The organism is Streptomyces sp. NPDC058534 (assembly GCF_042717365.1).
GTDB lineage: Bacteria > Actinomycetota > Actinomycetes > Streptomycetales > Streptomycetaceae > Streptomyces.
In genome coordinates, this window is the sequence record NZ_JBHXNW010000088.1 from 1 (window position 1) to 12,775 (window position 12,775).

Genomic DNA, 12,775 nt, shown 5'->3' on the forward strand with positions numbered 1-12,775 from the left:
GCGGCCGTCCACCGGCCCCTTCGGCCTGCCGGCTCCCCGCTCTCCGTTACGCCGTGACCTCCGACCGGTCCCCGCCCCACAGAGTGTGGAACGCGCCCTCCCGGTCCGTCCTCCGGTACGTGTGCGCGCCGAAGAAGTCCCGCTGCCCCTGCGTCAGCGCGGCGGGCAACCGCTCGGCGCGCAGCGCGTCGTAGTAGGCGAGGGCGGCGGCGAAGCCGGGCGTCGGCACGCCCTGCCGGGTCGCGGCGACCAGGACCTCGCGCCAGTCGTCCTGGGCGGCGGCGATCTCCTGCGCGAACGTCTCGTCCGACAGCAGGCTCGGCAGGTCGGGACGGGCGTCGTACGCGGCACGGATGCGGTCCAGGAAGGCCGCGCGGATGATGCAGCCGCCGCGCCAGATCGCGGAGACCGCGCCCAGGTCGATGTCCCAGCCGTACTCCTCACTGCCCGCCGCGATCTCGTGGAATCCCTGCGTGTACGACACGATCTTCGACGCGTACAGCGCCTGCTCCACCCGGTCGGCGAAGGCGCCCGCCTCGGCCTCGCTCAGCGCTGACGCCTTCGGGCCCGCCAGCCGCCGCGAGGCCTCCCGCAGCGCCGCGTGCCCGGACAGGGAACGGGCGAAGACGGCCTCCGCGATGCCGGACACCGGTACGCCCAGATCCAGCGCGATCTGCACCGTCCAGCGGCCGGTGCCCTTCTGCTCCGCCTGGTCGACCACCACGTCCACGAACGGCTTGCCGGTCTCCGCGTCCACGTGCGACAGCACCTCGGCGGTGATCTCGATCAGGTACGAGTCCAGCCGGCCGGTGTTCCAGGTGCGGAAGATGTCGGCGATCTGCGCGGGGGAGTACCCGGCGACGTCGCGCAGCAGCTGGTACGCCTCGCCGATCAGCTGCATGTCGGCGTACTCGATGCCGTTGTGCACCATCTTCACGAAGTGCCCGGCACCGTCGGGACCCACGTGCGTGACGCAGGGCGCCTCGTCCACCGCCTTCGCGGAGATCTTCTCCAGCATCGGGCCCAGCGACCCGTACGACTCCTTCGAGCCGCCCGGCATGATGCTCGGGCCGTGCAGCGCGCCCTCCTCGCCGCCGGAGATGCCCGTGCCGACGAAGTGGATGCCCTGCTCGCGCAGTTCGCGTTCCCGGCGCCTGGTGTCCGCGAAGTGGGCGTTGCCGCCATCGATGATCATGTCGCCCGGTTCGAGCAGCGGGGCGAACTCCTGGATCACCGCGTCGGTCGGGTCACCGGCCTTCACCATGATCACCAGGCGTCGGGGCCGCTCCAGCGCCGCCACGAACTCCTTGGCGGTCTCGGTCGCGACGAAGTCGCCCTCGCCGCCGAACTCCTCCACCAGCGCGTGCGTGCGCGACGCCGTCCGGTTGTGCACCGCGACCGTGTAGCCGTTGCGGGCGAAGTTGCGGGCGAGGTTGCGGCCCATGACCGCGAGACCCGTGACGCCGATCTGCGCTGTAGTGCTCATTGGGATGGCTCCTAGTGACCTTGATGTCTGTGGTGCCGGTCGTGCCCGCCAGTATGGCCGGTTCCGCCCCGTGACCATCCTGACGTGCCCGTTCACCGGTCGCACTTTCTGGCCCGGCGGACTCCAGTACGCGCGGAACGCGCCCGGCGCCTCAGCGGGCGGACGCCGCATCCGGCCAACAAGCATCCGTTCCGCGCCACTTGGCGGGACGAACCGGCCGATTGCCGTCTTGTCATGGCCTGTTCGCGGCGCTTACTTTTGCCCCTCCTGACGCAATGTCGAGGGGGACCTCCATGGCCGTACGCGGCCGGCACCGCCGGTATCAGCCGAACAGGATCAACCGCGCCTCACTGACCGTCACCGCGGGCGGCGCGGGTCTGGCCCTCCCGCTCGTCGGTACCGGCACGGCCCAGGCGGCCGACGTGGAGACCTGGGACAAGGTCGCCGCCTGCGAGTCCACCAACGACTGGGACATCAACACCGGCAACGGCTACTACGGCGGGTTGCAGTTCACCCAGTCCACCTGGGAGGCCTTCGGCGGCACCCGGTACGCCCCTCGTGCCGACCTGGCCACCAAGGACCAGCAGATCGCCGTCGCCGAGAAGGTGCTCGACGGACAGGGACCCGGCGCCTGGCCGGTGTGCTCGCAGCGGGCCGGACTGACCCGGGGTGGCGACACGCCCGACATCCGGCCGGCCGGGGGAGCGGGGGCCGAGAAGCCGGCCGACACGCCCGCCAAGAAGTCCGCCAAGAAGCCCGCCGCCAAGGCGGACTCTGTGAAGGACATCCAGCCGCAGACCACGCCGCAGTCCCGGGCCGGCAAGGGCCGCATGTACACGGTGGTCACCGGCGACACCCTCTCCGGAATCGCCGACACCCACCGGGTGGGCGGCGGCTGGCAGGGGCTGTACGAGGCCAACCGCGGCGCCATCGGATCGGACCCCGACCTGATCCTGCCGGGCCAGCGACTGACGCTGCGCGGCGAGGCGGCGGGCACGGCCTCCCGCGGCGACGCGACGACGGCCGAACCCCGCCCGAAGCAGGAGAAGCCGCAGAAGAAGGAGAAGAAGCAGGAGCGGGAGCGGGAGCACAAGCAGGAGAAGGAGCCGACGCGGAAGAAGGCTCCGAAGAAGTCCTCCTCCGACAGCGGCACGAGCAAGGTCAAGGCCAAGGTCAAGGTCAAGGAGGACAAGGCCGCCACCACCCACAGCGCCGTCGTCGCTCCCGTCGACGGCGCCGTCGGCACGCCGTACCACCAGTCGGGCTCCTCCTGGTCGAAGGGCTACCACACCGGCGTCGACTTCCCCGTCCCCACCGGCACCTCGATCAAGTCGGTCGCGGCCGGCCGGGTCGTCAGCGCGGGCTGGGGCGGTTCCTACGGGTACCAGGTGGTCGTCCGGCACAGCGACGGCCGCTACTCGCAGTACGCCCACCTCTCGGCGATCTCCGTCAGGGACGGACAGTCGGTGGGCGCCGGCCAGCGCATCGGACGTTCCGGCTCCACCGGCAACGTCACGGGCCCGCATCTGCACTTCGAGGTGCGGACGGGGCCCGGCTTCGGTTCCGACGTCGACCCGGTGGCGTACCTGCGGGCCGGAGGGGTCAGGATCTGACCCGGACCCGATGCGGGCTGAACAGGGGCGGCGGCACGAACGGGCCGCCGTAGAAGGGGCCGAAGGAGGGCGGGACGTCGTCGCTCTCCGCCGGGCCCCGTGCGGCGTACAGCTCCTTGGCGGGTTCCTTGGCGGGGGCGGTCTCCGACACCGGCGGTGACACCGGGGAAGGCACCAGGACCTTCTCGGACAGCCGCGCCACCGGAAGGTCCGCCGCCTCCGCCGCGACAGGTACCGGCCCCATCGGCAACGCGGCCGGCTCCGGGACCGGCACCGCCCCGTCCGCCGCAGGAAGGTCCGCGGGCTGCTCGGCCGACTCCCGTGCGATCCGCTCCGTCGTCAGCAGGATCAGTCCGCCCGCCGCGACCACGCCGCAGCTCAGGGCGAGCGCGGTGCCGGTAGTGCCGTAGCGGAAGGTCTCGCCGAACATCGTGATGCCGACCACCGCGGCCACCACCGGGTTCACCACCGTCAGCGTGGCCAGCGGGGCGGCGAGACCGGCGCCCCGGTAGGCGGCCTGCGACAGCACCATGCCCGCCGTGGCGAGCACGCCGATCACGGCCATGGACGGCAGGTCGGCGGCGGACACTCCGCCGCTCCAGTCGACCGCGACGGTCTTGGTGAAGACCGAGGACATCCCGAACGCGATGCCGGACGCGATCGCCAGCAGGATGCTGCGGACCGCGGGGTGCCGGTGCGCGGCCCGGCCGGCGATCACCAGCGCGACGATCACCGCGCCGGTGACGACGGCCGCGGCGATCCGCTGTGCCGTGTCCAGCGACTGCGCGTCGGACGCGCCGACCAGGGAGAGCAGACCGGCGAGGCCGACCGTGGCCATGAGCGCGCCGCGCCAGGCCGTCGCACCGGCCCTGCGGCCCACGAACAGCGCCGCCATGGGCAGTGCGAAGACGATGGTCAGCGCACCCAGCGGCTGCACCAGGCTCAGCGGACCGAGGGCGAGCGCCACGACGTGCAGCACGCCGCCGAGGCCGTTGAGCGCGACCGCCGCCCACCAGCCGGGCCGGCGCAGCGGGGCGTACTGAGCGGCCGAGGAGGACGCCGCGACCTGCTCCTGCACGATCGCTCCGCCCGCGTACGCCACGGCGGAGACGAGCGACAGCAGCACGGACAACGCGAGGGCGCTCATCGGCTGATCCTCTGCGTGAGGCGGGGGCGCTGGGCCCGGCGCGGCGAACGGTCGTCTTTCATGGACAACACGATGCCGTCTCAGGGTCTTCCCGTCGTCGTCCCTGAGACTTCATTGGGTCCTACTACCGATGGAGTACGACGGCCCCGCCGTCCTCCCCAGGGTGGGCGACTTTCGTCAGGTACCCCTGGTCGCGCCCCCTACGGGCCTTGATATTACTGCTCTCCGTGGACCTCGACCCCGCCCTCGCCGCACTCCGCCCGCTCGGCGGCTTCTTCGTCCTGCGCGCGTCCCGGCCGTCGCCGCCCCGACCTCTTCCCACCCTCGCGCACGCCTATGCACCGGATTACGGTGACACCGGCCCGGACGTTCACGTTCACGTTCCGGTTACGGCCGACCCGCCGGCCTTCCCTCTGGCCGACCCCCTGGCCCGCCGCGTCCGGAAGGTGGCGGACGCCCTGCGCGCCCCCGAGGCCCGGGTCGCCGCCTCCGTCGCCCAGCAGGGGCTCGCGGCCCGCCTGTGGTCCGTGGCGCTGGCCTGCGCAGCCCTCACCGGCCGGGTCCCCGACCTCGCCCCGGGCCTGCTGCGCTGGGACCCCGACGCCACTGCCCCCGACGACCTCTGGCTCGCCGAGGTGCGCTCCCGGCCGGCGGACACCGCCACCCTCGCGGACGTCGTACTCACCGCCCACCTCGCGCCTCTGACGGTCGCTGTGCACAACAGGTACGGCGTCGCCACCGGGCTGCTGTGGGGCAACGCCGCCTCCGCGCTGGCCGGCGCCGGCCGGGAACTGAACCGCTGGGCCCGCCGCCACGGTCGTACGGACACCGCCGAGCGGGCCGGGGCGCTGACCGCCGGCCTGCTCGCCCACCCCCTGCTCGCCGGAACCGGCACCCTCACCGGCACCGCCTTCCGGCGCCGCAGCTGCTGCCTCTACTACCGGGTGCCCGGAGCGGGCGTGTGCGGCGACTGCTGCTTCCCGCGGCCGCCGGGATCTCCCCGGTCCCCGCAGGCCCCGCGCCCTTCCTAAGGCGCCGCGTCTGGGTGACCATGAAGGGACCAGCCGCGAAGACGGGAGGCTCCGGGTGCGTGTGGGACTGCTGACCCGGGAGTACCCGCCCGACGTGTACGGGGGCGCCGGTGTCCACGTCGAGTTCCTCGCCCGGGAACTCGCCCGCCTCGTCGACCTCGACGTGCACTGCTGGGGTGAGGGCCGCACCGACGGCGTGCTGCGCCACCGCCCCTGGTCCGCGCTCGACGGTGCCAACGACGCGCTGCGCACCTTCTCCGTCGACCTGGCCATGACCGCCGCCCTCGAAGGCCGCGAACTGGTCCACTCCCACACCTGGTACGCCAACCTGGGCGGCCACCTCGCCAAGCTCCTGTACGGCGTCCCGCACGTGGTGACCGCCCACTCGCTGGAGCCCCTGCGCCCCTGGAAGGCCGAGCAACTCGGCGGCGGCTACGAGCTGTCCGGCTGGGCCGAGCGCACCGCCGTCGAGTCCGCCGACGCCGTCGTCGCCGTGTCCGGAGCCATGCGCGACGACATCCTCGGCTGCTACCCCGCGCTGGACGCCGCCCGCGTGCACGTCGTGCACAACGGCATCGACACCACCCTCTACCGGCCCGACCCCGGCACCGACGCACTGGACCGGATCGGCCTGGACCGCTCCCGCCCGTACGTCCTGTTCGTCGGCCGCATCACCCGCCAGAAGGGCGTCCCGCACCTGCTGCGCGCGGTCCGGGACATCGACCCGGCCGCGCAGGTCGTGCTGTGCGCCGGCGCCCCGGACACCCCCGAGATCGACCAGGAGTTCCGCGACCTCTACGCCGGGCTGAGCCGCGCCCGCGAGGGCGTGCACTGGATCCCGCGCATGCTGCCGCGCCCAGAGGTGATCCAACTGCTCACGCACGCCGCCGTCTTCGTCTGCCCCTCCGTGTACGAGCCCCTCGGCATCGTGAACCTGGAGGCCATGGCCTGCGGCACCCCGGTCGTGGCCTCCCGGGTAGGCGGCATCCCCGAGGTCGTGGCGGACGGTGAGACGGGCGTGCTTGTCCCCAGGACCGAGGGCGGGGACGACGCGTTCGAGGCGGGCCTCACGCGGGCGTTGGACTCGGTCCTCGGCGACCCGGCGGCCGCCCGGCGGATGGGCGAGGCGGGCCGCGAGCGGGCGGTGGACGAGTTCGGCTGGGACGCGGTCGCCCGCCGCACGGTCCGGCTCTACGGGGAGATCCTCAAACAGGCTTAGGCGCCCCGCCCCGGGGCAGCCGAGGGTGAACGAGGGTGAGGGGAGCGGCCCATGCGTCGTGGAGGTCCTTCGGTGCTCGGCATCGTGCTGGCCGGCGGAGAGGGCAAGCGACTGATGCCCCTGACCGCGGACCGCGCCAAACCAGCGGTCACCTTCGGCGGCACCTACCGGCTGGTCGACTTCGTGCTGTCCAACCTGGTCAACGGCGACATCCTGCGGATCTGCGTCCTCACGCAGTACAAGTCGCACTCCCTGGACCGGCACATCACCACCACCTGGCGGATGTCCAGCCTGCTCGGCAACTACGTCACCCCGGTCCCCGCGCAACAGCGTCTCGGCCCGCGCTGGTACCTGGGCAGCGCCGACGCGATCCTCCAGTCCCTGAACCTCGTGCACGACGAACAGCCCGAGTACGTCGCGGTCTTCGGCGCCGACCACGTGTACCGGATGGACCCGCGGCAGATGCTCGCGCAGCACATCGAGTCCGGCGCCGGAGTGACCGTCGCCGGGATACGCGTCCCGCGCGGCGAGTCGTCGTCCTTCGGCGTGATCACTCCCGGCTCCGACGGCCAGACCGTCACCGAATTCCTGGAGAAGCCCGAGAACTCTCCCGGACTCGCCGACGACCCCGAGTGCGTCTTCGCCTCGATGGGCAACTACGTCTTCACCACCAAGGCCCTCGTCGAGGCCCTGCACCGGGACGCCGAGGACGAGAACTCGGTGCACGACATGGGCGGTTCGATCCTCCCCCGGCTCACCGACCGGGGCGAGGCCGCCCTGTACGACTTCAGCGCCAACCACGTGCCGGGGGAGACCACCCGGGACCAGGGCTACTGGCGGGACGTGGGCACCCTCGACGCCTACTACGACGCCCACATGGACCTGATCGCCGAGCGGCCCGCGTTCAACCTCTACAACCGGGACTGGCCGGTCTACACCCACTCCGCGCAGCTCTCGCCCGCCCGCTTCAACGCCGGCGGCATCGCCGGCGAGTCGATCATCAGCGCGGGCTGCCTGATCCGCGGACAGGTCACCCGCTCCGTGCTCTCGCCAGGCGTGGTGGTCGACCCGGGTGCGGTGGTCCAGGGCTCGGTGCTGCACGACAACGTGCACATCGGCCGGGGCGCGGTGGTGCGCGGGGCGGTGCTGGACAAGAACGTCGACGTGCCCCCGGGGGCGACGATCGGCGTCAACCCGGACCGGGACGGCGAGTTGTACACGGTCTCCAAGGGCGGCGTGATCGCGCTCGGCAAGGCGCAGCGGGTGCCGTGACGGCCGGGGACAGCCCTGAGACGCTCGATACCCGCGCTACGCGGGGCGCACCCGGGGTCGTTGTCGTCCAGTCGGATGAAAACGACGCGGCCCGCGCCCGCGAGGACGCCCGCGAGGCGGGCCGGCCGTTCGCGAAGGCCGGGGAGCGGACACGGACCGGTACATCCAGTCGGCCCGCACCCGTCCGGGTGGGGAACGTCGGCGGAGGCGGTGCCGCCACCGCTGACGTGAGCACAGACGCCCCATGAGTCCCAGCAGTCCCGCCCCTGCCAAAAGGGGCGGGACTTTAATCTCCTGTTAACTGTGCGTAGCTTGATCGTACTTGACCGTAATCGTCGGAGGACGATTGACTGCTTGTCCATCCGACCTGTCCATCCGTCGTTGACGCGTCGTCCCTGCGAGGCAGACCCTTGACTCCCGATCCGCTCGCTCCCCTCGACCTGGCGTTCTGGAACATCGAGTCCCCCGAGCACCCCATGCACCTCGGCGCGCTCGGCGTCTTCGAGGCCCAGTCGCCCACCGCCGGCGCCCACGCGGCCGACCTGCTCACCGCCCGCGCGCCCGCGGTGCCCGGACTGCGGATGCGGATCCGGGACACCTGGCAGCCGCCGCTGGCGCTGCGCCGGCCGTTCGCGTTCGGCGGCGCCACCCGCGAACCCGACCCGCGTTTCGACCCGCTCGACCACGTACGGCTGCACGCCCCGACCACGGACTTCCACGCCCGGGCCGGCCGTCTGATGGAACGGCCCCTGGAACGCGGCCGGCCCCCGTGGGAGGCGCACGTCCTGCCGGGCGCGGACGGCGGCACCTTCGCCGTGCTGTTCAAGTTCCACCACGCCCTCGCCGACGGCCTGCGCGCCCTCACCCTCGCCGCGGGCGTCCTCGACCCGATGGACCTCCCCGCCCCCCGGCCCCGCCCCGCGCAGCCCCCGCGCGGGCTCCTCCCGGACGTGCGCGCCCTGCCGGACCGGCTGCGCGGCGCCCTGTCCGACGCGGGCCGCGCCCTGGACATCGGGGCCGCCGCGGCCCTGTCCACCCTCGACGTGCGCTCCTCGGCCGCGCTCACCGCCGAATCCTCCGGCACCCGCCGGATCGCGGGCGTCGCGGTCGACCTCGACGACGTGCACCACGTCCGCAAGACCACCGGCGGCACCGTCAACGACGTACTGATCGCGGTCGTCGCCGGTGCCCTGCGCCGCTGGCTGGACGAGCGCGGCGACGGCAGTGAGGGCGTCGCGCCCCGCGCCCTGATCCCCGTCTCCAAACGCCGCCCGCGCACCGCTCACCCACAGGGCAACCGGCTCTCCGGGTACCTGATACGGCTTCCGGTCGCCGACCCCGACCCGCTGTCGCGCCTCGGCACGGTCCGGGCCGCCATGGACCGCAACAAGGACGCCGGACCCGGCCGGGGCGCCGGAGCCGTCGCGCTGCTCGCCGAGCACGTCCCGGCGCTCGGCCACCGGCTCGGCGGCCCGCTGGTCGGGCAGGCCGCCCGGCTCTGGTTCGACATCCTGGTCACCAGCGTCCCCCTGCCCAGCCTCGGGCTGCGGCTCGGCGGCCACCCGCTGACCGAGGTCTACCCGCTGGCCCCGCTGGCCCGCGGCCACTCCCTGGCGGTGGCCGTCTCGACGTACCGCGGACAGGTCCACTACGGCCTGGTCGCCGACGCGAAAGCGGTGCCCGACCTCGACCGGTTCGCGCTCGCCCTCGCCGAGGAGGTGGAGACGTTGCTCACGGCGTGCGGTCCCTGACCCCGGCGGGTTTGGTTCCGGGGCCCGGCGCTGAATAAAATCCGCTGTTCGACAGCGGTCGCGTCATGGAGCGCCGCGACGGTGACCAGGGAACGGCAGCGGCGATGACGGTGACACAGGACGGTGCGGCGAGCACGGACGAGGCGGTGTACGGCCCCGGCATCGACCCGGAGCGGCTGGCCGTCTGCCTGAGCGTGCTGGAGGAACTCGACGGAATCGACGTCGACCACCCGGACGCGATCCGGGTGCGGCGGGCCACCTCGCACATCTACCGCATGGTCAAGCAGCGCCGCCGCCAGGACCGCCGGGCCGCCAAGACCGCCCACGACAAGACGGTCACCGAGGCCACCGCCACGGGCTCCGCCGAGCGCATCGACGACGAGACCGAGGGCCTGCTGCCCTCCTCCCGCACCGAGCAGGGGCGGATCGCCGGGATACTGCAGCGCCCGCGCTCCTGCTACATCTGCAAGCAGCGCTACGTCGAGGTCGACTACTTCTACCACCAGCTCTGCCAGAAGTGCGCCGCCGAGAACCGGGAGCGCCGCGAGGCCCGCGCCGACCTCACCGGCAAGCGCGCGCTGCTCACCGGCGGCCGCGCCAAGATCGGCATGTACATCGCGCTGCGGCTGCTGCGCGACGGCGCGCACACCACGATCACCACCCGTTTCCCCAAGGACGCCATCCGCCGCTTCAAGGCCATGGACGACTCCGCGGACTGGCTGCACCGCCTGGAGGTCGTCGGCATCGATCTGCGCGACCCCGCGCAGGCGGTGGCCCTGGCCGAGCGGGTCACCGAGCCGGGACCGCTCGACATCCTGATCAACAACGCCACGCAGACCGTGCGGCGCCTGCCCTCCGCGTACGCCGCGCTCGTCGACGGCGAGAGCGCCCCGCTGCCCGCCGGTGAGCTGCCCGCCCACCACGTCATCGGCGCCTTCAACTCCGGTGCGGTGGACGGGCTGACCGCGCTGCCCGTCGGCACCTCCGGGCTCGACGCGCAGAAGGTGGCCGACCTCGCCCTGGTCGCCGGCCACGCCAGCGTGGTCCGGCACCGCGAGGGCACCGCCATCGACGCGGGCGGCCTCGTACCGGACGTCGTCGACAGCAACACCTGGGTCCAGACCATCGAGCAGATCTCCCCGGTGGAGCTGCTGGAGACCCAGCTGTGCAACTACACCTCGCCGTTCATCCTCATCAGCGCCCTGCGGCCCTCGATGGCCGAGGCCGCGCGCAGGGCGTCCGCCGGGCGCGCCTACGTCGTCAACGTCTCCGCGATGGAGGGCGTGTTCGCCCGCGGCTACAAGGGCGCGGGCCACCCGAACACCAACGCGGCCAAGGCCGCGATGAACATGGTGACGCGGACCAGCGCCCAGGAGATGTTCGACACCGACCGGATCCTGATGACCTCCGTGGATACGGGCTGGATCACCGACGAGCGTCCGCACTACGACAAGCTCCGCCTGGCCGAGGCCGGCTTCCACGCCCCGCTCGACCTGGTCGACGGCGCGGCCCGCGTCTACGACCCCGTCGTGCGCGGCGAGGCGGGCGAGGACCTGTACGGCGTCTTCCTCAAGGACTACGCACCCGGCAAGTGGTAAGCAGGTCGCCGGACAGGCCCTAGTCGACGGCGCCCAGCCGCGAGTTGCGTGCCGCCGTCAGCTCCAGGACCGTGCGCCAGTCCTCCAGGACCCCGGCGTCGAAGACGGCGGTGCGCGCCTCCTCGGCGGCCTGGTGCAGGCCGGCCAGGTCGTCGTCGTGCGCCCACGCCTCGGGGTGGGCGGGCCGGCGCAGCAGGCGGGCGACGCGCGCGCCGAGCAGTGGCCGCACCGCGTCGGCGGTCCGGACGGCGGGGGCGCCGGGCCACAGCAGCCGGCCCACGGGCGCCACCAGACCGGCGACCTGGAGCTCCTTGTCGGCGGGCCGGCGCCGCCGCAGCAGCGCGGCGGTCCGCAGCGCGTGCCCGTGCAGGTCCGCGGTCTGGCCGCCGTACCCCCCGGACCGCTCGCCCCGGCAGGCGTACAGCAGGTCCATCAGCTCCTCGACGCTGCGCAGTTCCATGTCCCGGTCCTCCCGCGAGACAGCCGTTGCCGACGGGCAGCAGACCATGGCGAGCTTGCGCCGCAGCCAACGGCGACTGAACGGCGCGACCGCGGCCGCCGACATTCGAAGGAGCGGTCGGCGGTTGGGTCGAACGGGTGAGCATCGCACCGTGCGGAAGGGGAGGAATCGCGGCAGACTGGGGCCAACTGTGCGCGGGACGAAGGGCAATGGTTCCCCCATGTTTTGAGCCCCATAGAGCGCACCCCCGCTCATTTGGTTAATCTGGGTCGGACGGATCGCAGCACAGGGCACTACCCACACCCGAGGTCCGTCCGGGGGCAGCCGGTACACAGCGGTCTGCTCTTCTGCGAGGTACCGGCGCCACCGCGTCTGTAGTGCATCTCGACCCACACCCGAGCGGGGGCCTGGTGCCGGACGGAAGACTGGCCGACAGGCCCCGAGGGTGATCCGACACATAAGGAGTGCGCGGTGACACCGGAGACGACGACGAGCCCAGAGCAGTGCCCCGAGGAACGCACCGAGCGTGCGCGCCGCCGGCCCGGCGAGATCGGCAGCCTCGACGTGTGGGCGCGGTCCGCCCCGATCCGCCTCGCGGGCTACGAGGACGACCTGGCCGAGCCCCACATCCTGCCCAGCGTGGACTGAGCCCGCGCCACGGCCCCGCGGCAGCCGCCGGACGCGTGGGCGTGCGAGACTCACGCCCATGCTGATCAGGGAAGCCACGCCCGGCGACTGGCCGCACATCTGGCCCTTCTGGCACCGCATCGTCGCGGCCGGCGAGACCTACGCCTGGGACCGGGACACGTCCGAGGAGGACGCCCGGTCCCTGTGGATGAACCCCGCCAAACGCGTCTACGTCGCCGAGAACGAGAGCGGCGCAGTCGTCGCCTCCGCCTACCTCACCCCCAACTACGCCGGCCCCGCCGCCCACGTCGCCAACGCCGGCTTCATGGTCGATCCGGACGGCGCGGGCCGCGGCACGGGCCGGGCCCTCGCCGAACACGTCCTGGCCGCCGCCCGTGCCGAGGGATACCGGGGCATGGTCTTCAACGCCGTCGTCGAGACCAACCCCGCCGTGCGTCTGTGGACCTCGCTCGGCTTCACCATCCTGGGCACCGTGCCGGACGCCTTCGACCACCCACGCCACGGGCGGGTCGGCCTGCACATCATGCACCGCGCCCTGTAGGCCGCCCCG

General features: G+C 72.9%; 11 protein-coding genes. 8 read left to right on the forward strand and 3 right to left on the reverse strand.

Annotated features, from left to right (window positions below; all coding sequences use genetic code 11):
* Positions 1-46 precede the first annotated feature (46 nt).
* The gene (gene gndA, locus ACFWR9_RS36230) at positions 47-1,486 is read right to left on the reverse strand and encodes an NADP-dependent phosphogluconate dehydrogenase (RefSeq protein WP_383850069.1); all 1,440 of its coding nucleotides are present in this window, start codon (positions 1,484-1,486) and stop codon (positions 47-49) included.
* A 293-nt stretch (positions 1,487-1,779) separates the two neighbouring features.
* Here gndA and ACFWR9_RS36235 point away from each other — a divergent pair, with 293 nt between their 5' ends.
* Positions 1,780-3,099 (forward strand): transglycosylase family protein, encoded by a 1,320-nt coding sequence (locus tag ACFWR9_RS36235; protein WP_383850072.1) that lies wholly within the window; start codon positions 1,780-1,782, stop codon positions 3,097-3,099.
* On the opposite strand, the gene ACFWR9_RS36240 is transcribed toward ACFWR9_RS36235, so the two are convergent.
* Positions 3,089-4,246: a DMT family transporter gene (locus tag ACFWR9_RS36240; protein ID WP_383850074.1), complete on the reverse strand. Its 1,158-nt coding sequence runs from the start codon at positions 4,244-4,246 to the stop codon at positions 3,089-3,091. The two genes, ACFWR9_RS36235 and ACFWR9_RS36240, sit on opposite strands and share 11 nt — an antisense overlap.
* A gap of 227 nt (positions 4,247-4,473) precedes the next feature.
* Here ACFWR9_RS36240 and ACFWR9_RS36245 point away from each other — a divergent pair, with 227 nt between their 5' ends.
* The 5 genes from ACFWR9_RS36245 (at position 4,474) to ACFWR9_RS36265 (ending at position 11,117) form a co-directional block, all read left to right on the forward strand.
* Positions 4,474-5,277 carry a (2Fe-2S)-binding protein gene (locus tag ACFWR9_RS36245; RefSeq protein WP_383850076.1) on the forward strand — a complete coding sequence of 268 codons (804 nt, stop codon included), beginning with the start codon at positions 4,474-4,476 and terminating at the stop codon, positions 5,275-5,277.
* Between the two features lie 55 nt (positions 5,278-5,332).
* On the forward strand, positions 5,333-6,496 hold the full coding sequence (gene glgA / locus ACFWR9_RS36250) for a glycogen synthase (protein WP_383850078.1): 1,164 nt from the start codon (positions 5,333-5,335) through the stop codon (positions 6,494-6,496).
* Positions 6,497-6,547: 51 nt separating this feature from the next.
* Positions 6,548-7,768: a glucose-1-phosphate adenylyltransferase gene (gene glgC / locus ACFWR9_RS36255; protein WP_383850081.1), complete on the forward strand. Its 1,221-nt coding sequence runs from the start codon at positions 6,548-6,550 to the stop codon at positions 7,766-7,768.
* Between the two features lie 410 nt (positions 7,769-8,178).
* A complete protein-coding gene (locus ACFWR9_RS36260) occupies positions 8,179-9,519 on the forward strand; it encodes a wax ester/triacylglycerol synthase family O-acyltransferase (protein ID WP_383850083.1) in 1,341 nt (446 codons plus the stop codon).
* Positions 9,520-9,623: 104 nt separating this feature from the next.
* Entirely contained in the window at positions 9,624-11,117 is a 1,494-nt protein-coding gene (locus ACFWR9_RS36265; RefSeq protein WP_383850086.1) for an SDR family NAD(P)-dependent oxidoreductase, read from the forward strand.
* Positions 11,118-11,136: 19 nt separating this feature from the next.
* Here the strand turns inward: ACFWR9_RS36265 and ACFWR9_RS36270 are convergent, their stop codons facing one another.
* Positions 11,137-11,577 carry a hypothetical protein gene (locus tag ACFWR9_RS36270; RefSeq protein ID WP_383850088.1) on the reverse strand — a complete coding sequence of 147 codons (441 nt, stop codon included), beginning with the start codon at positions 11,575-11,577 and terminating at the stop codon, positions 11,137-11,139.
* Between the two features lie 471 nt (positions 11,578-12,048).
* On the opposite strand from ACFWR9_RS36270, the gene ACFWR9_RS36275 reads away from it, so the two are divergent.
* Positions 12,049-12,225: a hypothetical protein gene (locus tag ACFWR9_RS36275; RefSeq protein ID WP_383850090.1), complete on the forward strand. Its 177-nt coding sequence runs from the start codon at positions 12,049-12,051 to the stop codon at positions 12,223-12,225.
* A gap of 58 nt (positions 12,226-12,283) precedes the next feature.
* Positions 12,284-12,766 (forward strand): GNAT family N-acetyltransferase, encoded by a 483-nt coding sequence (locus ACFWR9_RS36280; protein ID WP_383850092.1) that lies wholly within the window; start codon positions 12,284-12,286, stop codon positions 12,764-12,766.
* Positions 12,767-12,775: the final 9 nt, after the last annotated feature.